The 24,758-nt window shown below is 63.6% G+C and carries 23 protein-coding genes; 14 read left to right on the top strand and 9 right to left on the bottom strand.

Annotated elements, in window-relative coordinates:
• Nucleotides 1-113 precede the first annotated feature (113 nt).
• The gene (secB, locus tag AC07UC_RS04900; RefSeq protein WP_140776400.1) at nt 114-617 is read left to right on the top strand and encodes a protein-export chaperone SecB; all 504 of its coding nucleotides are present in this window, start codon (nt 114-116) and stop codon (nt 615-617) included.
• 427 nt (nt 618-1,044) lie between these two features.
• A complete protein-coding gene (locus tag AC07UC_RS04895) occupies nt 1,045-2,685 on the top strand; it encodes an ABC transporter substrate-binding protein (protein WP_494904396.1) in 1,641 nt (546 codons plus the stop codon).
• 494 nt (nt 2,686-3,179) lie between these two features.
• Here the strand turns inward: AC07UC_RS04895 and AC07UC_RS04890 are convergent, their stop codons facing one another.
• Nucleotides 3,180-3,539 (bottom strand): hypothetical protein, encoded by a 360-nt coding sequence (locus AC07UC_RS04890; protein WP_494904395.1) that lies wholly within the window; start codon nt 3,537-3,539, stop codon nt 3,180-3,182.
• A 372-nt stretch (nt 3,540-3,911) separates the two neighbouring features.
• Here AC07UC_RS04890 and AC07UC_RS04885 point away from each other — a divergent pair, with 372 nt between their 5' ends.
• The 3 genes from AC07UC_RS04885 to AC07UC_RS04875 all read left to right on the top strand — a co-directional run bounded on the left by AC07UC_RS04885 (nt 3,912) and on the right by AC07UC_RS04875 (nt 6,493).
• Nucleotides 3,912-4,436 (top strand): hypothetical protein, encoded by a 525-nt coding sequence (locus tag AC07UC_RS04885; protein WP_494904394.1) that lies wholly within the window; start codon nt 3,912-3,914, stop codon nt 4,434-4,436.
• Nucleotides 4,437-4,445: 9 nt separating this feature from the next.
• The gene (locus tag AC07UC_RS04880; RefSeq protein ID WP_494904392.1) at nt 4,446-5,177 is read left to right on the top strand and encodes a hypothetical protein; all 732 of its coding nucleotides are present in this window, start codon (nt 4,446-4,448) and stop codon (nt 5,175-5,177) included.
• A gap of 275 nt (nt 5,178-5,452) precedes the next feature.
• Nucleotides 5,453-6,493, top strand: coding sequence for a COG3904 family protein (locus tag AC07UC_RS04875; RefSeq protein ID WP_494904391.1), 1,041 nt, complete (start codon nt 5,453-5,455; stop codon nt 6,491-6,493).
• Between the two features lie 115 nt (nt 6,494-6,608).
• Here the strand turns inward: AC07UC_RS04875 and lepA are convergent, their stop codons facing one another.
• Nucleotides 6,609-8,414 carry a translation elongation factor 4 gene (gene lepA, locus AC07UC_RS04870; RefSeq protein ID WP_494904390.1) on the bottom strand — a complete coding sequence of 602 codons (1,806 nt, stop codon included), beginning with the start codon at nt 8,412-8,414 and terminating at the stop codon, nt 6,609-6,611.
• 206 nt (nt 8,415-8,620) lie between these two features.
• Here lepA and AC07UC_RS04865 point away from each other — a divergent pair, with 206 nt between their 5' ends.
• The 4 genes from AC07UC_RS04865 to msrA all read left to right on the top strand — a co-directional run bounded on the left by AC07UC_RS04865 (nt 8,621) and on the right by msrA (nt 11,828).
• Nucleotides 8,621-9,745, top strand: a complete 1,125-nt coding sequence (locus tag AC07UC_RS04865) for a TadE/TadG family type IV pilus assembly protein (protein ID WP_494904389.1) — start codon at nt 8,621-8,623, stop codon at nt 9,743-9,745.
• Nucleotides 9,746-9,887: 142 nt separating this feature from the next.
• The gene (locus AC07UC_RS04860; RefSeq protein WP_494904388.1) at nt 9,888-10,592 is read left to right on the top strand and encodes a DUF1223 domain-containing protein; all 705 of its coding nucleotides are present in this window, start codon (nt 9,888-9,890) and stop codon (nt 10,590-10,592) included.
• An 84-nt stretch (nt 10,593-10,676) separates the two neighbouring features.
• On the top strand, nt 10,677-10,976 hold the full coding sequence (locus AC07UC_RS04855; protein ID WP_494904386.1) for a hypothetical protein: 300 nt from the start codon (nt 10,677-10,679) through the stop codon (nt 10,974-10,976).
• 126 nt (nt 10,977-11,102) lie between these two features.
• On the top strand, nt 11,103-11,828 hold the full coding sequence (msrA, locus tag AC07UC_RS04850) for a peptide-methionine (S)-S-oxide reductase MsrA (RefSeq protein ID WP_140776422.1): 726 nt from the start codon (nt 11,103-11,105) through the stop codon (nt 11,826-11,828).
• Between the two features lie 265 nt (nt 11,829-12,093).
• Here msrA and AC07UC_RS04845 read toward each other — a convergent pair whose 3' ends face one another.
• From AC07UC_RS04845 to AC07UC_RS04835, 3 genes are all read right to left on the bottom strand, one after another.
• A complete protein-coding gene (locus AC07UC_RS04845) occupies nt 12,094-12,594 on the bottom strand; it encodes a hypothetical protein (protein WP_494904384.1) in 501 nt (166 codons plus the stop codon).
• A gap of 71 nt (nt 12,595-12,665) precedes the next feature.
• Nucleotides 12,666-12,890 carry a hypothetical protein gene (locus AC07UC_RS04840; protein WP_246682911.1) on the bottom strand — a complete coding sequence of 75 codons (225 nt, stop codon included), beginning with the start codon at nt 12,888-12,890 and terminating at the stop codon, nt 12,666-12,668.
• A gap of 43 nt (nt 12,891-12,933) precedes the next feature.
• Entirely contained in the window at nt 12,934-13,206 is a 273-nt protein-coding gene (locus AC07UC_RS04835; protein WP_095775628.1) for a DUF4242 domain-containing protein, read from the bottom strand.
• A gap of 246 nt (nt 13,207-13,452) precedes the next feature.
• On the opposite strand from AC07UC_RS04835, the gene AC07UC_RS04830 reads away from it, so the two are divergent.
• Complete coding sequence (locus AC07UC_RS04830; RefSeq protein ID WP_494908894.1) at nt 13,453-16,041, top strand: ATP-binding protein; 2,589 nt, start codon at nt 13,453-13,455, stop codon at nt 16,039-16,041.
• Between the two features lie 38 nt (nt 16,042-16,079).
• Here AC07UC_RS04830 and AC07UC_RS04825 read toward each other — a convergent pair whose 3' ends face one another.
• The 3 genes from AC07UC_RS04825 to AC07UC_RS04815 all read right to left on the bottom strand — a co-directional run bounded on the left by AC07UC_RS04825 (nt 16,080) and on the right by AC07UC_RS04815 (nt 19,052).
• On the bottom strand, nt 16,080-17,084 hold the full coding sequence (locus AC07UC_RS04825; protein WP_494904381.1) for a cytochrome d ubiquinol oxidase subunit II: 1,005 nt from the start codon (nt 17,082-17,084) through the stop codon (nt 16,080-16,082).
• A gap of 1 nt (nt 17,085) precedes the next feature.
• Complete coding sequence (locus tag AC07UC_RS04820; protein WP_140771092.1) at nt 17,086-18,447, bottom strand: cytochrome ubiquinol oxidase subunit I; 1,362 nt, start codon at nt 18,445-18,447, stop codon at nt 17,086-17,088.
• Between the two features lie 116 nt (nt 18,448-18,563).
• Nucleotides 18,564-19,052, bottom strand: coding sequence for a MarR family winged helix-turn-helix transcriptional regulator (locus tag AC07UC_RS04815; protein WP_494904379.1), 489 nt, complete (start codon nt 19,050-19,052; stop codon nt 18,564-18,566).
• A gap of 60 nt (nt 19,053-19,112) precedes the next feature.
• Between AC07UC_RS04815 and AC07UC_RS04810 the strand changes: the two genes are divergently transcribed.
• The 3 genes from AC07UC_RS04810 to AC07UC_RS04800 all read left to right on the top strand — a co-directional run bounded on the left by AC07UC_RS04810 (nt 19,113) and on the right by AC07UC_RS04800 (nt 21,944).
• Entirely contained in the window at nt 19,113-20,069 is a 957-nt protein-coding gene (locus AC07UC_RS04810) for a quinone oxidoreductase family protein (protein ID WP_494904377.1), read from the top strand.
• Nucleotides 20,070-20,241: 172 nt separating this feature from the next.
• A complete protein-coding gene (locus AC07UC_RS04805; RefSeq protein WP_140771086.1) occupies nt 20,242-21,168 on the top strand; it encodes an ABC transporter ATP-binding protein in 927 nt (308 codons plus the stop codon).
• Nucleotides 21,165-21,944, top strand: a complete 780-nt coding sequence (locus tag AC07UC_RS04800; RefSeq protein ID WP_140771084.1) for an ABC transporter permease — start codon at nt 21,165-21,167, stop codon at nt 21,942-21,944. The genes AC07UC_RS04805 and AC07UC_RS04800 overlap by 4 nt, the downstream gene beginning before the upstream one ends.
• A gap of 122 nt (nt 21,945-22,066) precedes the next feature.
• On the opposite strand, the gene AC07UC_RS04795 is transcribed toward AC07UC_RS04800, so the two are convergent.
• Nucleotides 22,067-23,104, bottom strand: coding sequence for a phosphatidylglycerol lysyltransferase domain-containing protein (locus tag AC07UC_RS04795; protein ID WP_494904375.1), 1,038 nt, complete (start codon nt 23,102-23,104; stop codon nt 22,067-22,069).
• 434 nt (nt 23,105-23,538) lie between these two features.
• Here AC07UC_RS04795 and AC07UC_RS04790 point away from each other — a divergent pair, with 434 nt between their 5' ends.
• Nucleotides 23,539-24,726, top strand: a complete 1,188-nt coding sequence (locus AC07UC_RS04790) for a flavin-containing monooxygenase (protein WP_202325212.1) — start codon at nt 23,539-23,541, stop codon at nt 24,724-24,726.
• Nucleotides 24,727-24,758: the final 32 nt, after the last annotated feature.

The following is a 24,758-nucleotide window of genomic DNA, read 5'->3' as shown; positions in this document are numbered from 1 at the left end:
GGCAATTGCCTGAGCTCGAAGGTGGCAAACCTTGTCTTGTCATGCCGGCCATGGTAGCGAACGCCCGATTTCAATTCGGTCAGCAACGCTGCCCAGGCAAAAGGAAAAGGCTCATGGCCAGCAATGATGACGCGCCGGTCGGCGCCAACGGAAACGGCAATGCGGGGCAGCAGCCTTCGCTCAACGTCCTGGCCCAGTATGTGAAGGACCTGTCCTTCGAAAGCCCCGGCGCGCCGAACTCGCTGCGCGGCCGCGACAAGGCGCCCGGCATCGCCATCAACGTCAACGTCAACGCCAACCCGCTCTCCGACAAGCAGTTCGACGTCAATCTGACGCTGAACGCCAAGGCTTCCTTCGACCAGGAAGTGCTGTTCAACGTCGAGCTGGTCTATGGCGGCGTCTTCGCCATTTCGGGCTTCCCGCAGGAGCACATGCTGCCGATCCTGTTCATCGAATGCCCGCGCCTGCTGTTCCCCTTCGCGCGCCAGATCATCGCCGAGGCGACCCGCAATGGCGGCTTCCCGCCGCTGATGCTCGACCCGATCGATTTCGCGCAGATGTTCCAGCAGAAGATCGCCGAGGACCAGGCCGCGTCCTCGAAGGTCCAGGTCAGCTGATTTCAGGCTGAACGAATGTTCTAAAAAACCCGGCCTTGAGCCGGGTTTTTTGTTGGCGGCGCCCCTCCCTTCGTCATCCACGGGCGGAGCAAGGAGCGCAGCGACGCGGCGCAGACCCGAGGATCCATGCCGGGACTCCAATGCGTCGCCACGGTTCAGATCCTGCACCGTTGCATCCCGTCGGCAAGGTCGCGGCATGGATCCTCGGGTCTCCGCGACGCCGCTGCGCGGCTGCTCCGCCCGTGGATGACGAACTGAGGAGGCCGTCACCCCCCCTGCGGAGCACCGCACAACTCCTGCGGATTCCCGAACACTCCCCGACGTCACCCGGCCCTATCATCGCGCCTTCAGGCAATGGCGTCCCGGCGGTCGCAGCCGCCCCCGCGTTGGCGATTCGTCGGGACGCCCAACAAAAGAGGGAACGACGATGAAATTCATGCTGACCGACCGCAAACTGCATCCGCGGGCCAAACCCGTCGCCGACGATTTCAAGACCGGCGGCATCAGCCGCCGCGAATATCTGGCGCTGATGGCCGGCCTCGGCGTCAGCGCCGCCGGCGCCTTCGCGCTGGGCGGCATCGCCGCGACGCCTGCCCGCGCCGCCGAGCCCAAAAGGGGCGGCACCTTGCGCGTCGCCATGAACGTCAAGGGTTTCAAGGACCCGCGCACCTTCGACGGCGTCGAAATGTCCAACGTCGCCCGCCACTGCAACGAATATCTGGTGCGCTGGAACACCGATTTCTCGTTCGAGCCCTGGCTCTTGGAAAAATGGGAGATGAGCGACGACGCCAAAACGCTGACGCTGCATGTGCGCAAGGGCATCACCTGGTCGAACGGCGACACCTTCAACGCCGACGATGTCGTCCACAACCTCAACCGCTGGTGCGAGGCCAGCGTCGCCGGCAATTCGGTCGCCGCGCGCATGGGCGCGCTGGTCGATGCCGATACCAAGAAGGTGGTCGACGGCGGCATCGAGAAAGTCGACGACTACACGATAAAACTCAACCTGCCGAAGCCCGACATTTCGCTGATCGCCGGCATGGCCGACTATCCCGCGCTGATCATGCACCGGTCCTATGCGGGTGACGGCGACCCCATGAAGGCGCTGGCGATCACCACCGGCCCCTGCGAGCTGGTGAAATGGGACGCCGAGACGAGCGCCGAGGTGAAACGCAAGGACAAGCCGTGGTGGAAGGGCGAGTTCTACCTCGATGGCATCCAGTGGATCGACTACGGCTCCGACCCCAACGCCATGCTGTCGGCCTTCGAATCCGGCGAGATCGACACCGACCATGAAACCGCCTCCGATGCCGTCTCGCAGACCGACAAGATGGGGCTGAAGAACTCCGAGATCGCCACCGGCTCCACCATCGTCGCCCGCTTCAATGTCGGCAACGCACCCTATCAGGACGTCAAGCTGCGCCGCGCCGCCCAACTCGCCGTCGACAATGCCGCGGTGCTCAAGCTCGGCCTCGACGGGCGCGGAAAACCCGCCGACAACCACCATGTCGGCCCCATGCACCCCGAATATGCCGATATCGGCCCCGCAAAACGCGACGTGGAGGAAGCCGGGAAGTTGCTCGCCGCCTCCAGCAAGCCGGACCATGAGTACGAGCTCATCTCGGTCGACGTCGAATGGCAGAAGAGCACCGCCGACGCCATCTCGGCGCAGATGCGCGAGGCCGGCCTCAAGATCAAGCGCACCGTGCTGCCCGCCGCCACCTTCTGGAACGACTGGAGCAAATACCCCTTCTCCTGCACCGAATGGCTGGGACGGCCGCTGGGCGTCCAGGTGCTGGCGCTCGCCTACAAATCGGGCGCCGCCTGGAACGAAAGCGCCTACGCCTCGAAGGAGTTCGACGACCTCCTCGACAAGGCGCTCGCCACCCCCGACGCCAAGGCCCGCAAGGAGATCATGGCCGGCATCGAGAAGAATCTGCGGGACTCAGGCATCATCATCCAACCCTACTGGCGCTCGGTGTACCGGACCTACCGCAAGGGGGTGGAGGGCTGCGAGCAGCACCAGGCGCTGGAGCAGCATTTTGAGAAGGTTTGGATTGAGGGGTGAGGCACGGCGCTGGTCCTCCCTTCTCCCCTTGTGGGGCCCGAAGGGCGGGCGAGGCCCGTGACTCGCCCAGGGCGGTGGCCTCGCGAAGCGAGGTCGGATGAGGGGTGCTCCAGCTTGACGCGACGTCGACAACAAATCGAACGAGAAAACACCACCGCCTCACTCCGCTGGAGCACCCCTCATCCGTCTCGGCGCTAGCGCGCCGATCCACCTTCCCCCACAAGGGGGAAGGACAGCAGCGCCGAGCCCTGCCGCCTCACCTTCACCGTCAGCGCCGCCCCTCATTGCCCTGCCGGGCATTTCTCCCCGTAAACGGGGCGAAAGAAGCTCTACGGCCGCCGGCGCCCTTCCTGCGGCGTCAGCGATTGGCGAAAGCGGCGATGCCAGCCCCTTCGCCCCGTTTACGGGGAGAAGATGCCGGCAGGCAGACGAGGGGCAGCGCCGACGCTCGTCTTCTTGTTGCGGACTTCGACGGACGCTGACGTGGGCTCCAGTTACCGCGCGGGCCGCAAAAGCGTCCAGATCCACCCAACAAAAGTTAGCACCAGGAATGGATAGCCGGCCGCCGGCAGCGGCGCCGAGGTCGGCAGCAAAGGCGCGCCCCACAGGATCATGCCGGCCGAGACGATAAACAGCACGGCGGCCGCGAGCACGGTGAGCCGCATCCACAGCGCGACCGTCCTCGGCGCGCTGACCATGACCAGCCCCGCCGCCCACAGCGAAATGCCGCCGACATAGGAAGGCACGCTGGCCTCCAGCCCCGCCGCATTGCCTGATATCAGCAACGTCTCGCCGGCCAGGAAGGTCAGGAAGCCCGCCGCCACGCAATCGTTACCCAGCCGCTGGTATTTCATCGTCAGTAGCGCGGTGGCGACGACGAGCGCCGCGCCGTCGATCGTCCAGAGCGTTTCGCGCAGCGGCGCGCTGGCAACGAAGGTGCCAGCCAGGCCGAAGGCGCCACCGATGGCTAGACCTGGAGAGGGATGGGTGTCTGAGGCGGAACGCAGTGAGAGGTCCCCTAGTCGGGCGGAGGATACTCCAGGGCAAAACGCCTCTCAAAGGGTAATCCGCGGCAGTGAGAAATGGAACGCGGAGAGGTACCGACGGGTGCCAATGGCGGTTACGGACCGAATCTCGGCCGGCTCCGGAAAGCGTCGAGCCTTCTTAGAGTCTGACTGGAATCGCAACCGTTTTCAGAAGCCAGCATTTCGCGGTAGACATCTGGAATGAAACCAGCCGCGCGATTGGCAGATGTTGAGGCAGTTGACCGCTTTCTGGCGGACAAGAAATATCTGAGCGGTGATCCTCCAGAATTTGGTCCGTCAAATTTTCAGCGTCGCGGCCAATACGAGCGTAGAGCTGTGTGGCCCATTGCCGATGAACTTGGTGTGGTTACATCCGGTCAACTAAGGATCGTGACGCGGACCGGCACTGAGTACCGTGTGACAATAAACGTCATATTCAGGGGCCAAAATGTCAGTCGATTGGACTTCGTGCCGATGACGGAATGTGAGGCCAACCCGCATTGGGCATCTCCGCTCCCAGCGCGGGTTTGCGGTCCGCACTTTCACAGTTGGCCAGACAATCGAGAGCATCTTTTGCGCAGTGATACATGGGAACTCGAATGTCGCGAGCCACTGCCGGCGCAGGTGCGGAAGTTCAGCCAGGCATTTCCATGGCTGGCGGAGCGCATAAACTTGGTATTAACTCCTCAACAGCGAACATTCGATGTTCCTTTGAGCTTCGCGTGAAAGACGGCCATGTCGTGTGATGACGTTCGCGCAGCGCTATCCGAGTTTGACACATGCGAAGAGACGCCGGACGGCGCACGCGTGACGACTCACTGTCTGTATCCTTCATTTGAGCCAGTGCGGATATTCGTGGCCAAGGTTGGCGAAGGCTTCAAGGTGCATGACGGCGGTGGCGCATTCATGTCGGCGTGGTCGCACGGGCGCGACGATGCGCTGATAAATCGGGCACTGCAAAGCGAATGCACTCGGTTCCATCTCTCGATGGACAACGAGCGGCTGGTGGCCGACGTATCATCGAGGGACTGGCTTCTGAGCGCCATCTTGGGTGTCGCGAATGCTTCGTCGTTGGCGGCGAATGCAGCTGTGGCACGCATCGTGGCCGTGGCGGAAGCCGCGCTTGTGGACCGGATCCAAAAGGCGTTGGTCGAAACCGTTGGCGCGGATGGTTTTGACACCGGTGTTGACGTAACGGGCAAGAGCGGCGGGCGCCGTCATTTTGATTTTGCGGTTAAGGGTAAAGGCGACGCCCAGCCCATTCTTATCAATGGAGTTTCGCCACATCACGGGTCGATTTCTGCGAAGTACGTGGCGTTCGCGGACACCGAAGGCGACCAAGATCACAAGCTGGCAGTATTTGACCGTCATCTGGAAACCGATGACGTGGCCCTGCTACAGCAGGTGGCAAGCATCCTTCCGATCGCTGCGCTTCCGCAAAATACTAAAAGGGTCATGACCCGATGACCCCAAAGCGCCCACCGGCGCGATGAGGTTGTTCGACGCATGCTGAACATCCCACCCGACACACAAGCGGCCCGCTGGCACCGCCCCCTAAGCCGAAGAAAGAAAAGCCGCCAAAGGATGGCGGGCTTTTCTAGGGGCACTTTCTAGTTCACTTCGCCAAAGCTTTCTGGCTTTTTGTTTAGCTGTTCGCGCCTTTGTCGGGCTGTCGTGGGAGCTCGATTATGGCGGTGATTCACCTGCCGCAACGAGTGGAGCCCTTTTAGTCAGGAGCGACTGTGCAATTCGAATTTACCGATCCCCAGACGGAATTTGAAAGGGCCATTGGTGGGTCGTTTTCGATCAACGCCCTCGGAACCATCCAAGCGGGAGACGGGGTCAAGTTTCGCGAATTCGTGGATCGATCTGCGCCTCCGCCCCGAACGACTGTTTACATCGATTCGAGTGGCGGCAACGTTGAAGAAGCGATGATCATCGGGCGAACGATCAGAGATTACTGGTTCTCAACTTCGATCGGCAAGTACGTCCTCAACACCAACGAAGTCGCTGATACCTCGCACCTGATGGTGCCCCGCATGCAGTTACCTGGTAGATGCATGAGTGCTGCAACCCTGATTTTCCTCGGCGGTCGGCTAAGGTACTTTCCGCAAGGATCCGAGTTTGGAGTTCATCAGTTCTCATTCAAAAACCCGTCACCAGACAACGTTGGCCAGTCACAAATCCTATCGGCAAGGATTTCCCGGTTTTTAGTTGATATGGGAGTATCTCCGGACTTCCTTGAGTTCTCCTCATCGGTTCGAAGCGATTCGATACTTATTGCCGACGAAGACAATCTAAAAATGCTCGGCGTGGTGACAGGTGGTGAGACCGACACCAGTTGGACAGTGCAGGCACGGGCCAACATGATCTATGTACGTGGAGAACGAGATTCGCTCTATGGCCACCACAAAGTTATGCTTGGTCACACTAAGGGATCGGGTTTCTTTTTCTGGGCCGTGATCGAAGCTCAAGGCAGGGAGGACGAGCTGACTACACTTGGCCTTGTTGAAATCGTATTGAACGGCGAGGAAAAACAGATCGATATTTCAAATAGGTGCGAGCGGACCGTTAGCGGTATCTATGTGAATGTCTTCGCCAAGGTCACGCAAGAAGAGGCTCGGGCGATTGCGTATTCCACCAGTTTCGGGGTTCACATTCGATTTTGGTCGGAATCCCCGATGTTTCTTGGCATAGCCCCAGTGCCGACGGCAGGCGGCACGGAGCAGTTGCAAACGATCTACAACGTATTTTCCAAAGACGAAGAGACCCTTCCAAAATAGTCATGAGGACTGCCGCTACCCCCGGGGTGGGACCCGCTGCCTGCGGCAGCTCCCACCCGGACTTGCGCTCGCATCGACCCACCGGGTCGATGCGTCCGGCCATAGGCCGAACCGCTCAATCACCCATCTTCAAGGCCTGGATAAACGCCTCCTGCGGGATGTCCACCTTGCCGAACTGGCGCATCCGCTTCTTGCCTTCTTTCTGCTTGTCCAGCAGCTTGCGTTTGCGCGAGACGTCGCCGCCGTAGCACTTGGCGGTCACGTCCTTGCGCAGGGCGGAGATGGTTTCGCGCGCGATGACCTTGCCGCCGATGGCGGCCTGGATCGGGATCTTGAACAGGTGGTGCGGGATCAGCTCCTTCAGCTTCTCGCACATCTGCCTTCCGCGCTTTTCCGCCGCCGTGCGGTGCACCAGCATGGAGAGCGCGTCGACCGGCTCCTCATTGACCAGGATCGACATCTTCACCAAATCGCCCTCGCGGTAGTCGGTCAGGTGATAGTCGAACGAGGCGTAGCCCTTGGAGATCGACTTCAGCCGATCATAGAAGTCAAAGACGACTTCGTTGAGCGGCAAATCGTAGGTCAGCATGGCGCGTTTGCCGACATAGGACAGGTCGGCCTGGATGCCGCGCCGGTCCTGGCAGAGCTTCAATATTCCGCCGAGATAGTCGTCGGGGGTCAGGATCGTGGCGCGGATCCACGGCTCCTCGATGGCGGAGATTTTCACCACGTCGGGCATGTCGGCCGGGTTGTGCAGTTCCTTCACCGAGCCGTCATTGAGGAGCAGCCGGTAGACGACTGACGGCGCCGTGGCGATCAGGTCTAGGTTGAACTCGCGCTCCAGCCGCTCCTGGATGATTTCGAGGTGCAGCAGGCCAAGGAAGCCGCAGCGATAGCCGAAGCCGAGCGCGGCCGAGGTTTCCATCTCATAAGAGAAAGAGGCGTCGTTGAGGCGCAGTTTGCCGACGGCGGCGCGCAGATCCTCGAAATCGGCGGCGTCGACCGGGAACAGGCCGCAGAACACCACCGGCTGCGCCGGCTTGAAGCCGGGCAGGGCGTGGGCAGTCTGGCGCTTGTCCTCGGTGATGGTGTCGCCGACGCGCGTGTCGGCCACTTCCTTGATCGAGCCGGTGAAGAAGCCGAACTCGCCGGGGCCGAGCTCGTCGACATTGATGCGGGCGGGCGTGAACACGCCGGTGCGCTCGACCAGGTATTTGGCGCCGGTGCCCATCATGCGGATGGTCTGGCCCTTCTTCAAGACGCCGTCGATGATGCGCACCAGCACGATGACGCCGAGATAGGCGTCATACCAGCTGTCGACCAGCATGGCCTTCAAGGGCGCGGTGGCGTCGCCCTCGCGCGGCGGCGGCAATTGGTGGACGATGGCTTCCAGCACATCGGGAATGCCAAGGCCGGTCTTGGCCGAGATCAGCACGGCGTTGGAAGCGTCGATGCCGATCACCTCCTCGACCTGCTCGCGGATGCGCTCGGGCTCGGCGGCCGGTAGGTCGACCTTGTTCAGCACCACGACGATCTCGTGGTTGTTGTCGATCGCCTGGTAGACATTGGCGAGCGTCTGCGCCTCGACGCCCTGGCTTGCGTCGACCACCAAGAGCGAGCCCTCGCAGGCGGCCAGCGAACGCGACACTTCATAGGCGAAGTCGACATGGCCGGGCGTGTCGATGAGGTTGAGGATATAGTCCTCGCCATTGTTGGCGCGGTATTTCAGCCGCACCGTCTGCGCCTTGATGGTGATGCCGCGCTCGCGCTCGATATCCATCGAGTCCAGCACCTGCTCCTTCATGTCGCGCAGCTCCAGCCCGCCGGTCAGCTGGATCAGGCGGTCGGCAAGCGTGGATTTGCCATGGTCGATATGGGCGACGATGGAGAAATTGCGGATGTGGTCGAGGGGCGTGCTCATGCGCGCGCTTTAGCAGGGGCGGCAAGCGGCGGCAAGGCTTGGCGCCCAAGGGCTGCCCCAGCGGTCACAACGCGGTGAGCGGCGCCAAAAATCGACAATATCGGTCCGGCGACCGCAAATGCATAAACTTTGATCGATCCCGTTAGACCTTGATTTGCCGGCTGCGTGGTATTTGCACGGCTACTAATGTCCTTGGGGGTAAAGAAATGCAGAAAATTGCAGACAGGTTTGCCCGTTCCCGCAGCGGGTCCATGATGCCGCTGTTCTTCCTGAGCCTGGTGCCATTGATCAGCGTCGTCGGCTTCTCGGTCGACTATACCGATGCCGTCCAGACTCGCTCCGGCATGCAGGCTGCGCTGGATGCCGCGACGCTGGCGATCACCACGCTGCCGGCGAGCACGACGCTGACCGACCGCCAGCAGGCGCTGCAGGACAATTTCGCCGCCAACAACGGCCAGGGCACCGCGACGCTGGTGAGCTTCAACCTCGCCGACGACGGCACCGTCGCGGCGCAGACGTCGGCCAGCTTCGCCATGCCGACCAATTTCATGACCATCGCCAGGATCGACAGCGTGCCGGTCGCGGTCAAATCGGGGGTCAGCAAGGCGCCCAGCCTGGTGCAGGCGACGTTCAAGGTCGACAAGGTGTCGGGCTACTGGAACAAGACCGTGACGCTTTACGGCACGAATTTCGGCGGGTCGACGGCGCAGAAACTGATGACGGCCAGCTACGTCTACGCGCCCTACACCTATACATACAAGGTCGGGACCAAATCCTATCCCATGACGGAACAGAAGGGCTACGGCACGACCACGATATCGCTTATCAATGGTTCGACGCCGACCGTGGTCCAGACGCAGACCTGCACCACCGTGGGCTCGACATCCAATTTCACCAACCCGCCGGCGGGCGCGATAGTGACCCCCGAATACGACAGCAACAGCAAGAAGACGATCTATTTCCAGATCACGTGCGCCACCACCAACGTGCCGGCCACCGGCGCCGGCGCCGCCGTCGACGTCAGCCAGATGGGCCAGCTCTCCCTGCAGATGGATGTCACGAGCGGCAACAAGGCGACGTTCAAGTCGAACGACACCACGACCTCCAACCACCTCTATCTGGGCACCACACCTACGCCCTTGACCGAGGTTGCCTCGGGCAAGCTGATCGACATCTTTTCCGTCGTGCCTTGCGCGGAGACCAGCTACCAGGCTTGGGAAGACGGCGGTAACTCGCTTCCGGCGGATTATACGAATGCCGACTTCTTCTACAATGTCACCGGCAAGTGCGCCTTCAACCAGCGGCCATCCGAGACGGCGCTGACGCAGTAACGACCCTGATCGTCCTTCTCCCTCACGGGCGAAGGACGATCGCGCCTCATCACAAACCGGTGAGCGCTGTAACGAAGCGGCAGGTGCAAGCGAAATGGGGAATGACCGGCGCGTCCAAGCGCCGCCCCCATGGAGCAAGCCGATGCCGAGATTCTCAGCCCCAAGGTTCGCCGTACTGACCGGCCTAGGCGCGCTTGCGCTCGCTGCCGCGCTCAGTGCCGCCGCCGCCCAGCCGCTCACCGTGGTCGAGCTGTTCACCAGCCAGGGCTGCTCGTCCTGCCCGCCGGCCAACGCCAACCTCATCAAGGTCAAGGACCAGCCCGGCGTGCTGGCGCTGTCCTTCAACGTCACCTACTGGGACTATCTCGGCTGGAAGGACACGTTCGGCAAACAGGAATTCACCCAGCGCCAGGTTTCCTACGAACCGTCGCTCGGCCATGACGGCCCGTTCACGCCGCAAGTGGTGGTCAACGGCCATGCCGATGTCGTCGGCGCAGCGCAAGGCGAGATCGAGCATCTGATCAAGGCAACGGGCAAGACCGGCGGCCCGTCGCTGTCGCTCGAGGGCGGCAAGGTCGCGATCGGTGCCGGCGCCGCCCCAGGCGGCAAGGCCGATGTCTGGCTGGTGCGCTATGCCAAGGGCGTCGTGCAGGTGCCGGTCGCGCGTGGCGAAAACACCGGCCGCACACTGCCTCATGCCAATGTCGTGCATGCTCTGGAAAAGCTCGGCAACTGGAGCGGCGACGCCACCGCCTATGCGCTGCCCGCCGCGGCCGGTGGCCTGAGCACCGCCGTGCTGGTGCAATCGCCCGGCGGCGGGCCGATCCTGGCCGCCGCGACCAACTGATCATCCTTTTATCGCGCGGGGCCGTGGAACACGGCAACGCATCACCCGGCCCGCTTCCGCGCGCCAAAACCCAAGGAGACTCCCATGACCAAGTACCTGACCCTGCCGGCGCTCGCTTTCGCGCTTTCGGCCGCCGTCTTCGTCGCCGGCGCCCGTGCCGACGACACGACCAATGCCATGAAGCCGGCCAATGCGATGGCGACCAACGCCATGAAACCGGCCACGGACGCAATGAAGCCAGCCGATGCCATGAAGCCGGCGACCGACGCGATGAAGCCTGCCGACCCGATGGCCACCAATGCGATGAAGCCCGCCGCTGATGCGATGAAGCCCGCGGCCGACGCGATGAAGCCGGCGGCGGACGCCATGGCTCCGGCCAACTAGGGCGAGGACATGCGCCCGGTCGCAAGAATGTGAGGCTGGGCCGCAACTCGCGCATCGCGCCATCGTAGCTGATCCAATAGACTGATCCCCAGTTGCTCAAAGGGGCAAGCCATGAGGAGTGCAACCATGACCGACATCAAGACCCGTTCGACCGGCTTTGCCAGGAGCGCGCTCGCCGCACTCGCCTTGGCGGCCGCCGGTGCCGCCTTCTGGCTGACGCCGGCCGTCTCGGCGGAAGACGCCGTGGTGATCCCGCCGCCGGCGCTGGACGAAAAGGCGGCCTCGGGCAGCGAGAAGGCGATCTTCGCCGGCGGCTGCTTCTGGGGTGTGCAGGGCGTGTTCCAGCACGTCAAGGGCGTCAGCCAGGCCGTCTCCGGCTACACCGGCGGCGCCAAGGATGACGCCGTCTACGAGACGGTCGGCACCGGCCGCACCGGCCACGCCGAATCCGTCGAGATCACCTATGATCCCTCGAAGGTGACCTACGGCCAGTTGCTGCAGGTCTATTTCTCGGTCGCCCACAATCCGACGCAGCTCAACTACCAGGGACCGGACTCCGGCACCCAGTACCGCTCGACGATCTTCGCCGAAAACGATGCGCAGAAGAAGATCGCGCAGGGCTACATCGCCCAGCTCGACAAGGCCAAGCTGTATGGGGCGCCGATCGTCACCACGATCGAGACCGGCAAGACCTTCTATCCGGCCGAGAACTACCACCAGGACTTTCTGACGCTGAACCCGACCTATCCCTACATCGTCTACAACGACCTGCCCAAGGTGGCGAACCTGAAGCAGCTGTTCCCGGCGCTGTACAGCGAGAAGCCGGTGCTGGTGCTGTCGGCGAGCAACTGAGTGCGTGATCTCCCCCCTCGAGGGGCAGGGCAATCGCATATGAAACTTCCCGAAGGTTTGCCCGGCACGTACCCCCACCCCTAACCCCTCCCCACAAGGGGGAGGGAGACTCGCGCCGGCGCTGCACTCGGTAATCTGTAGAAGTTCGACGCCAAAGCGTAGCGCGCGGCAGCGTTCCCTCCCCCTTGTGGGGAGGGTTAGGGTGGGGGTCCTCTTCGTAAAAACTCATATGCAATTGCCCTGCCTCGAGAGGGGAGATTTGCGCCTACATGGCCTTCATCGCGTCGCACGACACATCGGGGTTCATGTCGGCGAAGGTGCCGATCGGGTTCTTCTTCCAGGCCCAGACATGCAGCTCGTAGAAGGCGCCCAGGCCATAGCGATTGGGCGCGCTGTTGAAGTTGAACAGCTGCCCTTCCAGCGAGGCCGGGCCTTTCGAGGTTATGTACTCGACCGCCACCAGTTTAAGCGTGCCGTCCGCCATCGGCTCGTACATGACGGCCTCCGGCTTTGCGAGATCGACGGCATCGTCCTTCAGATAGGCCGCGTTGACATAGTGGATGCCCATCGCGCCGCCGGTGATGCCGCTGGCGCAAGGGATCGGCGCATAGCCTTCGGCGGTGGCCATCGCCACATTCTCGAAACGGCCATTGGCTGCCCGTACCTTCTCATCCAGCGTACCCGTGTCATGGGCATTCGCCGCCGTGGCCGCGATCGACAGGATCGACAGGTTGATGAGGTGCTTGGTCCACACATGAATGTTCATTTTCTCTCCTCGTTGTTGATGGTGCGCGGGAGCAGCCGCTCCCGCCGCCGGCACGTCGGATGGCTGCGCGTTCAGTGGTCTGACCGGGTGAAATCCCAGTACTGCGGCAGCTCCTCGAGCTCCGGCAAGCCGATGTCGCGTCTCAGATAGTTGTCCTGCGGTGGCAACCGGCGCCGCCCCTTGCGCAATGGTGCGAGCAGCAGCGAGGCAAGCCGCCAGGGAAGCCGGCCCAGTGACGGCCGTCGTCCGACGGGTCTCGAAGCCGCCGGCACCTCGCCGGGCGCTTCGTCAGGCATGTCGCCACCGCCGCGAAGGGCAGTTTGACGCCCATCGGAGGGATCAACGGTAAAAGTAAGGGTCAAGGACCCGCACCTCCGTGATCTTGTCGACGGGCAGCGCGTTCTTCTGGGCCGTGCTGCGGATCGCTTCCGGCGACGGCGCGTCATAGATGCAGAAGCTCTGCTTCTTGTCGGGCGACACGAAGGACTGCACCCAGGTCACGCCCTTCTCCGCATTGCGCATGATGACGCCGCCCAGCGCGTCGGCGCCGGCATCGTTCATCGGCACGCTGAGGCCGTCAGGAAATGTGCGTTGTACCACATAGCGAGGCATATCAAGTTTCCCTTTTCTGTTGATTCACGCTCGATTTGAGCGCGGCTGGACATTGATCACGCTCGCCAAGCGCGCGCATCGGAGCCTTTCCCTATTTTTTTGTTGGAAGATTCCCTATAGTGGTGACGTTATGTGGTAGGTGGCACCGAAAATGTGGGGAGGGGCACATTGTCGGTCATCGTCCCGGACGCTCGTGGCGGACGTCCAGGGATACGCCCGGACACCATCCCTGTTGAGCGAATGACGATGCTTCTGGAACGGCAGGCACAGCTGGAGCAGCTGGATGGACTTCTCGCGGAGGCCACGCGTGGCTTCGGCCATGTGGCTGCACTGTCCGGCGAGGCAGGCGCCGGCAAGTCGGCCCTTGTCGAGGCTTTCGTCGGCGGCGTTGGCGACGGCGTGCGCGTTTTCCGCAGCGCCTGCGAGGATCTGTCGATACCGGACCCGCTCGGGCCGCTCTACGATCTCGCCCGCGAGGCGCGATGGTCGATGCCGCAGGCGATCGATGCCCGGCAGGGACAGAGGCTGCCCCTGTTTTCCGACGCGCTCGAAGTCTTCGAGGCAAGGACGCAGCCAACGCTCCTGATCATCGAGGACCTGCACTGGGCGGATGACGCGACGCTCGATTTCGTCCGCTTTCTGGGCCGCCGCATCGCCAACACCCACATCCTGCTCGTCCTGACGGCGCGCACCGACCGCAGCGAAGGACAGATGCGCGTGCGTCGCGCGCTCGGCGAAATTCCCACCGGTAATGTCGTGCGGATCGACGTGCCGTTGCTCAGCGAGGCGGCGGTGCTCTCGCTCGCCATTGCCGCCGGCCGCGACGGCGACGCCATCTACCGGGCGACGGCCGGCAACGCCTTCTTCGTCACCGAGCTTTTATGCGCCGACAATGAGATGACGCCGCCTGCCAGCGTGCGCGACGCCGTCGTCGCACGAGCCGAACGGCTGTCGGCCGGCGCCCGCTCGATGCTCGACGCGGTGTCGGTGTTTCCCAGACGCGCCGACGCCTGGGCCTTGCAGGGCCTGTGCGGCGTGGCCGCCGCCGGTCAGCTCGCCGAATGCGTGTCGCATGGGCTGCTTGACGATCTGGGCGACGGCTACGCCTTCCGGCACGAGATCGCACGCCGCGCCATCGAGATGATGCTGACGACGAGTTCCCGGAGACTGTTCAACCAGCGTGCGCTGTCGGCGCTGCTTGAGAACAGGGATGTCGCCACCGCGCGCCTCGTCCATCATGCGGTGGAAGCGCATAATCTCGAGGCGGTGCGCGAATTCGCGCCGATCGCGGCGCGGGAAGCCTCGCGTGTCGGCGCCCATCGCGACGCCGCCGGCTATTACGAGGTCGCCTTGCGCCAGGCCGACACCTTGCCCGAGGAAGAGCGCGCCGGCCTTTACGAGCAATATGCCTTCGAGTGCCATCTGATCGCGCGCATCGAAGAGGCCATCAAGGCGCAGGAACAGGCGCGTGTGCTGCAGCAGGCGCTCGGCAACACGCTGAAGGAAGGCGACAGCCTCAGATGGCTGTCGCGCTTTTCCTATCTTGTGGGCGACCGGCAGGCCGCCGACATGTTCGGCGCCCAGGCGGTCGCGTTGCTGGAGACCGTACCGGCCAGCGCCGAGCTTGCCATGGCCTATTCGAACCTCTCGCAACTGGCGATGCTGGCCGAAAGGCTGGACGAGACCTTGTCGCTGGGTGCCAGGGCGATCGAGCTCGCCGAACGGCTGAACAGGCCCGAAGTCGTCTGCCATGCGCTCAACAATGTCGGTGCCGCCGAGCAGTGGCTGGACCTGGACTCAAGCCGGCTGCATCTTGCCCGCAGCCTCGAAATCGCGCTGCAAGAGAATTTCCAGGAACATGCGGCCCGCGCGTTCACCAATTGCGCTTGTGGCGAGATGAACCAGTTGGGCTACAGCCAGGCCCAATCCTTCCTTGACCGCGGCATCGACTATTGCGTCGAGAACGATCTCGCGACGTGGCGCGATTACATGCGTGGCGTGCGGGCCCAGCTGCTGCTGCGTCAGGGATGCTGGAATGAGGCGGCCGCCGAGGCTCTGGATGTGATTGCCAACGACAGGGCGACCGCACTGGTGCGCTATCCGGCCCTTGTGGCGCTGTCGCGGCTGAGGGTCCGTCGCGGCGACCCCTCGGCCGAGCCGCTTCTGGCCGATATGAAGCAGTTTCTGGAAAGGGGAGCCGAGCTGCAGCGGCTGTTGCCCTACGCGGCGGTGATTGCCGAACGGGCCTGGCTCGGCGAGGCGGACAAGGCCGAGGCGCTGCGCCTGATCGGCCTTGCCGAGGGCCTGTCGCCGACGCGGGCGGTCTTCGCGGAACTGGCCGGCTGGCGGCAGCTGCTTTCACCCGATACCGATCCGGGCGACACGTCAGGCATGGCCGCGCCCTACCGCATGCTGCTGGCCGGTGACTGGCGCGGCGCGGCCTCGGCCTGGGCGGAACTCGACGCCCCTTACGAACGCGCGCTGGCGCTCGCCCAGGGCGACGAGGCCGCGCAGCGCACGGCGCTGGAGATTCTCGAGGCGCTCGGCGCCCAACCGGTCGCGAGCCATGTGCGCGACATCATGCGGCAGAACGGCGTCATTCACATTGCCAGGGGGCCGCGCCGCACCACCCGGGCCAACAGCGCCGGCCTGACCCAGCGCCAGATGGAGGTGCTGCAGCTGATCGAGCGCGGCCTGTCCAACAAGCGCATCGCCGAACATCTCGCCATTTCGCCCAAGACGGTCGACCACCATGTCTCGGCGGTGCTGGGCAAGCTGGATGCCGTGTCGCGCGGCGAGGCGACCGCAGCCGCGCGCGACTCAGGGCTGATCTGAACCTTCGCCATGCCTTGGCGGTTGGGAAGGCCGGCGGATCAGTCGTAGGTGAGATCCGTCGCCTTGCCGCCGAACACCCTATACGCATAGAAGGAATAGAAGATGATGATCGGCAGCACCACCACGGTGCCGACCAGGATGATGGCCAGGCTTTCGGTCGCCGACGCCGCCTGCCAGATGGTCAGCTTGTCGGGCACCACGAACGGGTAGAACGACCAGGCAAGGCCGGCAAAGCCCAGCACGAAGATGCTGGCCAGCGTCAGGAACGGCGTCAGCGAATGGCGGTCGTCGGGCTTCGGCAGATGGAAGGTCTGCCGCCACAGCCACAGGAACAGCAGTGCCGAAAGGATCGGCAGCGGCGACAGGTACAGCATCTCCGGCCAGACGAACCATTTGTCGAAGATGCGCGGGCTGGCGAAGGGCGTCGCCAGCGACACCGCCACCATGCCGAGCGCGGTCAGCACCAGCGCCGTGCGCAGCCAGCGCACCGCCTTCTTCTGCAATGCGCCTTCGGTCTTGTAGATCACCCAGGCCGCACCCATCGCCGCGTAGGCCGCGGCCAGGCAGAACGCCACCAGAGCGCCGAATGCCATGCCGCCCACGCCGACATCGAGGCCGAGCACATAGACGCCCAGCATATAGCCTTGCGCCAGCGAGGCGATGACCGAGCCGAGGAAGAAGATGCGGTTCCAGCGATGCTTTTTACCGCTCGGCACCTTTGCGCGGAAATCGAAGGCGACGCCGCGCAGGATCAGCCCGACCAAAAGCACGAAGACCGGAATGTAGAGCGCGGTCAGGATGACGCCATGCGCCATCGGGAAGGCGACCAGCAGCAGGCCGACGGCCAGCACCAGCCAAGTCTCGTTGGCGTCCCAGAACGGACCGATGGCCGCGATCATCGTATCCTGCTCGGTGTCCTCGGCGGCCGCGAACAGAATGCCGATGCCGAGGTCGAAGCCGTCGAGGATGACGTAGATCAGGATGGCGAGGCCCATCAGGCCGGCGAAGATGAGGGGGAGGGCGGTTGGCCAATCGAAGCTCATGTCACTCTCCTGCCGCCGGCTGTGAAAGCGCTGCTTTCATGACGCCCGGCAATGGCGAGGTGTCGCCATCCTTGGCCGCCTTCAGCGCAAGGTGCACCAGCACGCCGAGATAGGCGATCAGCAGCAGCACGTAGAGAATGAGATAGACGGCGAGCGTCAGCGCGACATGGCTGCCCGCCACCGGGCCGACGGCGTCGGCGGTTCTGAGCACGCCCGTCACCAGCCAGGGCTGGCGGCCGATCTCGGTCGTGTACCAGCCGGCCAGTGTCGCCAGCCAGCCCGACAGCGCCATCGGCACCATCAGCATGGCGAGCGGCCTCGGCAGGCTGTGCCGGCGCTTGAGGAAGAAGGCGGCCGACCAGGAAACGGCGAGCATCAGGAGGCCGGTGCCGACCATGACGCGAAAGCCCCAGAACACCGGAAAGACCGGCGGGTGGTTGCCGGGAAAGTCGTTCAACCCCGGCACCACGCCGCTGGTCGAGTGCCGCAGCACCAGGCTGGCGCCGTCGGGAATGGCGATCTCGAACCTGTTCTCCCTCGCCGCCTCGTCGGGCAGCGCGAACAGCACCAGCGGCACGTTGGGGCCGGTGTTCCAGTTGGCCTCCATGGCGGCGATCTTCTGCGGCTGGTGTTCCAGCGTGTTCAGCCCGTGCTGGTCGCCGGCAAAGATCTGGATCGGGATCAGGACCGCCGCGGTGAAGACGCCGGTGCGCAGCGCCTTCCACATCGATTCCGAGCGGTCGCCCTGGAGATAACGCAGAGCCGACAGGCCCGATATCAGGAATGATACGGTCAGGCCCGATGCAAGCAGCATGTGGACCAGGCGGTAAGGCATGGACGGGTTGAAGACGACAGCCCACCAGTCGACGGCGTGCGCCACGCCGTCGCGGATCTCGAAACCGGCCGGCGTCTGCATCCAGGAATTGAGCGCGATGATCCAGAAGGCCGACAGGGTGGTGCCGCCGGCGACCAGCACCGTCGCCAGCGTGTGGACGCGGTTGGAGACGCGGCGGAAGCCGAACAGCATGATGCCGAGGAAGGCCGCTTCAAGGAAGAAGGCGGTGAGGATTTCGTAGGCCAGTAGCGGCCCGGCGATGTTGCCGACCTTTTCCATATAGCCCGGCCAGTTGGTGCCGAACTGGAAGCTCATGGTGACGCCCGAGACCACGCCCATGGCGAAGGACAGCGCGAACACCTTCACCCAGGTGAAATAGGCGCGCATCCAGGCGGAATCATTGGTGGCGTTGTAGCGCAGCTTGAAGAACAGCAGCACCCAGCCAAGTGCAATGGTGATTGTCGGAAACAGAATATGAAACGAAATATTCGCGCCGAACTGGATGCGCGACAGTATGAGCGGGTCCATGGTGGGCTCCGGCTGCTGCAAGTATTGATGAAGGATAGGCCCGAAGCAGGGTCAGGTCAAAGCGGCGTCCTGCCGCGAGGCTGAACGCCACAGGACAATTTTACCGGTTCATGCGGTTAAGGACTGGTCTCAGGCACCGCGCCAAGCGCGTCCGCGAACTTGCGCATCAGGCGCACCAGCTCGTCGACGTCGCGTGCCTCCCAGGTCTCGAAAATGGCGTGGCCGATCTTCTCTCGCGCCGCGTCGACGAGGTCGGTCATCGCCTTGCCCTTCGGACTGATCACGGCTTCGCGCACGCGCCGGTCGGCGCTGCCCGGCCGGCGCCGCACCAGGTCGAGGCTCTCCAGCTTGGCGACCTGGCGGCTGACGGTCGTGTAGTCGCGCCCGACACGGTCGGCCATCTCGACGACGCCGATCGGCCCGAAACGCTCGATGCCGACGAGCAGCGGGAACAGTGCCCGGTCGAGCGGAATGCCGGCCGCCTTGATCAGCAACTCGTCGCGTTGCGGCCGGTTCATCAGGCCGACAATATCGAGCACAGCGCCGTGAATCTGGCGCAGCTGATCCGCGATATGTGTATTTTGCACGTTTTTTGTTGACGACATGCCGGATCTCCTTATATGTGCATTATACACATAAATTGGATCCCAGAAAGGCAGACCATCATGAAAGCCGCTATTGTCCCAGGCGCTGGGCAAGCGCCTGTCTATGGCGACTTCCCCGAGCCGGTCCCGGCGGCGGGCGAAAACCGTGTCACGGTCATCGCCGCAGCCATCAGCCATGTCGTGAAGAGCCGCGCCTCTGGCTCGCATTACAGCTCTTCGGGCCGGTTCCCCTTCGTCGTCGGCATTGACGGCGTCGGCCGGCTCGAGGACGGAAGCAAGGTCTATTTCGCGCTGCCCAGGGCGCCCAATGGCAGTATGGCCGAACAGACCGTCGTGCCCGAAGCGCATTGCGTGGCGCTGCCCGACGGGTTGGACGACGTCACCGCCGCGGCCATCGCCAATCCCGGCATGTCGTCATGGGCGGCCTTTACCGAGCGGGCGAAGCTCAAGCCGGGCGAAACCGTGCTGGTCAACGGCGCCACCGGCACGGCCGGCCGTCTCGCCGTTCAGATCGCCCGGCATCTCGGGGCGAAGAAAGTCATCGCCGCTGCCCGCAACGCAGCCGAGCTCGATGCGGTCGCGGCGCTCGGGGCGGATGTGACCATCCCGCTCGTCGAGGACGGGGCGGCTCTTGAAGAAAGCTTCATCAGGCAGTTCAGAGAGGGCGTGGATGTCGTCATCGACTATCTCTGGGGCAATAGCGCCGAGCGTCTGCTGGTCGCCGCCGCCAAGGCCGGAGCCGGCGCCGTGCCGATCCGCTTCGTCCAGGTCGGCGCCGTCAGCGGGTCAGATATCACCTTGCCGAGTGCCGTGCTCCGTTCATCCGCGATTGCCTTGATGGGCAGCGGCATCGGCAGCGTACCGCTCGGCCGCTTCATCGCCTGCACCGGCGATCTGCTGCGCGCCGTGGTCCCGGCCGGCCTTCAGATCGCCACCACGCCTGTGCCCCTGGCCGATGTCGAGCAGGCATGGGCCAGGGACGACAGCACAAGGCGTACAGTGTTCACCCTGGGCTGAGGCAATTCCAGGAAAAGCATGAAGCGGCTTCCAGCGGGGATTGCGTCGGGGCAAGAGCTCTGGCCGCCCGCAACCGCTGTCCAGAACTGTCAGCAGCGCCTTGACTTGCGGTTGCACACAACGACATTCGGCCTATATCAGGGGACCTCTTTCAGGCAGCAGTTTTCAGCCCATGCCCTCCATTCTGTCCATTTCCGGGGTCTCCAAGACCTACGCCACCGGCTTCACCGCGCTCAAGGAAGTCAATCTCGACATCAACCGCGGCGAGATCTTCGCGCTGCTTGGCCCCAATGGCGCCGGCAAGACGACGCTGATCTCGATCGTCTGCGGCATCGTCAACCGCTCGACCGGCACCGTCACCGTCGACGGTCACGACATCGGCAAGGACTACCGCGCGGCGCGCAGCCTGATCGGCCTGGTGCCGCAGGAACTGACCATCGACGCCTTCGAGAGCGTCTGGGCGACGGTCAATTATAGCCGCGGCCTGTTCGGCAAGCCGGCCAACCCGGCCTTCGTCGAAAAAGTGCTGCGCGATCTCTCGCTGTGGGACAAGAAAGACGCCAAGGCGATCACGCTGTCGGGTGGCATGAAGCGCAGGCTGATGATCGCCAAGGCGCTGTCGCACGAGCCGCGCATCCTGTTCCTCGACGAGCCGACGGCGGGCGTCGATGTCGAACTGCGTCAGGACATGTGGGAGATGGTGCGCCGGCTGCGCGAGGATGGCGTCACCATCATCCTCACCACGCACTATATCGAGGAAGCCGAGGCCATGGCCGACCGTGTCGGCGTCATCAACCGCGGCGAGATCATCCTTGTCGAGAACAAGGCCGAACTGATGCGCAAGCTCGGCCGCAAGCGGCTGGTGCTGGAGCTGCGCAATGCGCTGACGGCCATACCGGAAGCCTTCTCGCGCTATGCGCTGGAGCTGTCGCCTGATGGCGGGCAACTGACCTACACCTATGACAACCAGGCCGAACGGCCAGGCGTCGCCTCGCTGATCCGCGATCTCGAGGCCGGCGGCATCCAGTTCCGTGACATCGACACGCAAAACAGCTCGCTCGAGGAGATATTCGTCAATCTGGTGAGGAGAGAGCCATGAACCTGCGCGCAGCCCCTAATTTTCGCGCAGTATGGGCGATCTACCGGGTCGAGATGGCGCGTGCGTTCCGCACCGTGCTGCAAAGCATCATCTCGCCGGTCATCTCGACATCGCTCTATTTCGTCGTCTTCGGCTCGGCGATCGGCTCGCGCATCACCGAGATCGACGGCATCGCCTACGGCGCCTTCATCGTGCCGGGGCTGATCATGCTGTCGTTGCTGACGCAGTCGATCTCCAACGCCTCCTTCGCCATCTACTTCCCGAAATTCGTCGGCTCCATCTACGAGCTGCTGTCGGCGCCGGTCTCCTATCTGGAGATCGTCATCGCCTATGTCGGCGGGGCGGCCACCAAGTCGATCATCCTCGGCCTGATCATCCTGGCCACCGCCTCGCTGTTCGTGCCGCTCAGGATCGAGCATCCGTTCTGGATGATCGCCTTCCTGGTGCTGACGGCGGTGACCTTCAGCCTGTTCGGCTTCATCATCGGCATCTGGGCGAAGAGTTTCGAGCAGCTGCAGCTGGTGCCGCTGCTCATCATCACACCGCTGACCTTCCTTGGCGGCAGCTTCTATTCGATCCATATGCTGCCCGGCATCTGGAAGACGATCACGCTGTTCAACCCGGTCGTCTACCTGATCAGCGGCTTCCGCTGGAGCTTCTTCGGCAAGGCCGACGTCTCGGTCGGCATCAGCCTCGGCATGACACTGGTCTTCCTGGCGGCCTGCATCGCGGTCGTCGCCTGGATCTTCAAGACTGGGTATCGGCTGCGCAACTGACGCGGCTGGTCTTTGGCGATAGCGTGTATGGCAGCTTGGCGCATGCGTTGTCTTGATGATGCGCTGGTCGACCCCCACTCCGTCTCGGCTTCGCCGAGCCACCTAGCCCGGGCGAGGAGAGTTCAAATCGCCTTGACCAGCCGCAGCAACCCCAGCATCTCGATATAGGTCCCCTCGCGGAAGGCGATGTAGACCGGCTCTTCCACGCCGTGGAAACGGCGCTTGAATGCCGCCTGGCCCTGCAGGTTGAACCGGCGGCGGTTGATCCAGGGCGAGGCGTAGGCGCGCTGGAAGGCGTTGCGCCAGAAGTCGCTTTCGGCAAATCCGCTTGGGGTCACGTCGACGAGCGGCGACAGGCCAAGCGTGACCACCGATATGTCTTCCTCGCGAAACCGGTCGACCGCGAATTTGGTCAGGCCGATCTCGGCATGCGGCGAGGCATCGATATGCTTGCGCTTGAAGGCGGTGGTATAGCCGATGACCTTGCCGTCGCGAAACAGCGGATCGAAATCGAGCAGCGCGACCAGCTCGCCGTCAGGACCATGCAGCACGAAACGGCGCATGTCGGTGCCGAGTTGATCGTAGAAGGGGCGGTTCAGAAAGCCCATTTCCCAGCGCTTGACGATGCGGTCGCCGCGCCAATTGTCGGAAAGTCGCGTGATCTCGTCGAGGAAGACGGTTCTTTTGTCCTCGTCGAACGAAAACCCCTTTTTCAGCAGCCAGCGCTCGGAATAGCGCACGGTCTCGTTGCGCTTGCCGGAAAAGTCATGCTCGGGCAGGACAAGGCTTGTGTCGATGCCCAGCCGGTTGATCTTGTAGCCGAGCCCGGCCAGCACGTGTGCCGTATCCGCGCCGATCTGCACGAACCACGGGGCGCCGGCGGTATCGACAAAGCGCCTGATGTAGTCGGCCCGCCGCGCCGGCGCCGCCACCGGGTCGCCGAGCGCGAAATGATGCTTCATCTTGGTGCCGAAGGCGATGTAGCCGTCGGCGTCGCCAAAATAGGAAAGCTTGCCCTGCACGGCAGTGGAATAGGCGAGCGAGAAGTCGCCATGGCGGCGGACCAGGGCCAGACGTTCGACATGCGTCAATGCCTGGCGCTCGACCTTGGGCGAGGCGCCCTCGAGGATTTTGTCGAAATAGATCCGCAAGGAGGGCATGGTCGAGATTCCGCGTGCCGTCTGTGGCGTGGCGTGCCTGTCGACACGCAAGACGCGCCACGGCGTCTTGATTTTCGCGGGAAGCCGAAATCTTTGCGGTTTCGAATTCCTGCGCCGGTAACGAGATCCGCCAGCCCCCCGGAACTCGAATCAATCACATTGCCGCGACCTGATTATCGCCGATGCCGCCGATATGCCATATAGGGCTGGATGTATTCGGACAGAAGCGGGCATTCCGCTCCATCTTGTTGTTTTGGCCGCATTTCCGCGATCCAGTCGTTTCCGCTTGGCGACGAAATGTTCTGGAGCGTGGCCGCGGCCCGGCGCAGGGCTCGGCGATGACACCCATATATGGGGCTGCGCGCGATCAAACGGTTACAGCCTGCTGCGAGCCTTGCGGGAATGCGCGGCGGCTGAATGGGACTAGAGAGTGAATGGCTGATACGACAACCAGACCGATGGTGGAGCAATTGGTGGCGGTCGAGCCTGCAATCGTCATTGGCGCCGGCGCCGCCGGACTGACCGTCGCGCATGCCCTGATCAAGGCCGGCGTGCCGACGGCGATCCTGGAAAAGGAGAGCCGGCTGGCCGAGCCCTGGCACCGGCGGCACCAGCAATTGCATCTCAACACCCATCGCGATCTCTCGGCGCTGCCCGGCCTTGCCTATCCCGGGGATACTCCCGCCTTTCCGCACAGGGACGTCGTTATCCGCCATATGAACGATTTCCGGGAGGCGAACCGCCTGCCGGTGGAGTTCGGCGTTGCCGTCGAGGCCATCGTGTTCAGGGGCGACCACTGGGCCGTGCGGACCAGCGCCGGCTTGCGCCTGGCGCGTCATGTCGTGGTCGCCACCGGCCGCGACAGGGAGCCCTTCACGCCGCAGTGGAAGGGCATGCAGGCCTTCGCGGGCCGGATCATCCATTCGGCGGATTTTGGCGACGCCTCGGCCTATGCCGGCAAGAAGGTGCTGGTCGTCGGCGCCGGCAATTCGGGCTTCGACGCCCTCAATCATCTGGCCGGCGTGGATACGGCGGCGCTTTGGCTGTCGGCCCGCAACGGGCCCGCGCTGCTGCCCAAGCGCATCGGCAAGATCGCCGTGCACCGGCTTTCGCCGCTCATGGCGCGTTTGCCGCTGCGCGTCGCCGATGCGGCGATCGCCGCGACGCAGCGCCTGGTTTTCGGCGATCTGACCAAATTCGGCATGCCGCCCGCGCCGTCGGGCGGCGCCAGCCGCCTGACCTCGGACTACACGGCGATCGCCGCGGATGATGGTGCCGTCGACGCCATCAAATCGGGCAAGATCGTCGTCGTGCCGGCGATACGGGAGTTCACCCGCGACGGCGTGGTCCTGGCCAATGGCAGCCTGGTCGATCCCGATATCGTCATTGCCGCGACCGGCTATCGCACCGGGCTGGAGCGCATGGTCGGCAATCTCGGCGTGCTCGACGGCAAGGGCGTCCCGCTCTTCAACGGCGGGCAAGCCGATGCGAAACTGCCAGGCCTGTGGTTCACCGGCATGCGGCCGAGCATCCGCGGCTGCTTTGCCAATGCCAGCATATTGGGCAAGGCGATCGCCAGGCGCATCGCCGGCTCCTCCCGGCCCTCGGGCGCGTCACGCTGATTTGATCGCGGAGGCGGGCGACAAGCATATCG

The sequence above is a fragment of the Mesorhizobium sp. GW821-FHT04C10 genome (assembly GCF_059420305.1).
The sequence above is the reverse complement of the archived record's forward strand: the minus strand, read 5'-3'. Positions and strand labels throughout refer to the sequence as shown.

Bases quoted from the DNA above. Each gene is read 5' to 3' on its own strand.
- AC07UC_RS04795 (WP_494904375.1), bottom strand. From the start codon at position 23,104: ATGCCCTCCTTGCGGATCTATTTCGACAAAATCCTCGAGGGCGCCTCG.
- AC07UC_RS04810 (WP_494904377.1), top strand. From the start codon at position 19,113: ATGAAAGCCGCTATTGTCCCAGGCGCTGGGCAAGCGCCTGTCTATGGC.
- AC07UC_RS04885 (WP_494904394.1), top strand. From the start codon at position 3,912: ATGAAACCAGCCGCGCGATTGGCAGATGTTGAGGCAGTTGACCGCTTT.
- AC07UC_RS04895 (WP_494904396.1), top strand. From the start codon at position 1,045: ATGAAATTCATGCTGACCGACCGCAAACTGCATCCGCGGGCCAAACCC.
- AC07UC_RS04820 (WP_140771092.1), bottom strand. From the start codon at position 18,447: ATGGACCCGCTCATACTGTCGCGCATCCAGTTCGGCGCGAATATTTCG.
- AC07UC_RS04890 (WP_494904395.1), bottom strand. From the start codon at position 3,539: ATGAAATACCAGCGGCTGGGTAACGATTGCGTGGCGGCGGGCTTCCTG.
- msrA (WP_140776422.1), top strand. From the start codon at position 11,103: ATGACCGACATCAAGACCCGTTCGACCGGCTTTGCCAGGAGCGCGCTC.
- AC07UC_RS04815 (WP_494904379.1), bottom strand. From the start codon at position 19,052: ATGTCGTCAACAAAAAACGTGCAAAATACACATATCGCGGATCAGCTG.
- AC07UC_RS04845 (WP_494904384.1), bottom strand. From the start codon at position 12,594: ATGAACATTCATGTGTGGACCAAGCACCTCATCAACCTGTCGATCCTG.
- AC07UC_RS04790 (WP_202325212.1), top strand. From the start codon at position 23,539: ATGGCTGATACGACAACCAGACCGATGGTGGAGCAATTGGTGGCGGTC.
- AC07UC_RS04800 (WP_140771084.1), top strand. From the start codon at position 21,165: ATGAACCTGCGCGCAGCCCCTAATTTTCGCGCAGTATGGGCGATCTAC.
- AC07UC_RS04860 (WP_494904388.1), top strand. From the start codon at position 9,888: ATGCCGAGATTCTCAGCCCCAAGGTTCGCCGTACTGACCGGCCTAGGC.
- AC07UC_RS04855 (WP_494904386.1), top strand. From the start codon at position 10,677: ATGACCAAGTACCTGACCCTGCCGGCGCTCGCTTTCGCGCTTTCGGCC.
- secB (WP_140776400.1), top strand. From the start codon at position 114: ATGGCCAGCAATGATGACGCGCCGGTCGGCGCCAACGGAAACGGCAAT.
- AC07UC_RS04865 (WP_494904389.1), top strand. From the start codon at position 8,621: ATGCAGAAAATTGCAGACAGGTTTGCCCGTTCCCGCAGCGGGTCCATG.
- lepA (WP_494904390.1), bottom strand. From the start codon at position 8,414: ATGAGCACGCCCCTCGACCACATCCGCAATTTCTCCATCGTCGCCCAT.
- AC07UC_RS04830 (WP_494908894.1), top strand. From the start codon at position 13,453: ATGCTTCTGGAACGGCAGGCACAGCTGGAGCAGCTGGATGGACTTCTC.
- AC07UC_RS04825 (WP_494904381.1), bottom strand. From the start codon at position 17,084: ATGAGCTTCGATTGGCCAACCGCCCTCCCCCTCATCTTCGCCGGCCTG.
- AC07UC_RS04840 (WP_246682911.1), bottom strand. From the start codon at position 12,890: ATGCCTGACGAAGCGCCCGGCGAGGTGCCGGCGGCTTCGAGACCCGTC.
- AC07UC_RS04835 (WP_095775628.1), bottom strand. From the start codon at position 13,206: ATGCCTCGCTATGTGGTACAACGCACATTTCCTGACGGCCTCAGCGTG.
- AC07UC_RS04880 (WP_494904392.1), top strand. From the start codon at position 4,446: ATGTCGTGTGATGACGTTCGCGCAGCGCTATCCGAGTTTGACACATGC.
- AC07UC_RS04805 (WP_140771086.1), top strand. From the start codon at position 20,242: ATGCCCTCCATTCTGTCCATTTCCGGGGTCTCCAAGACCTACGCCACC.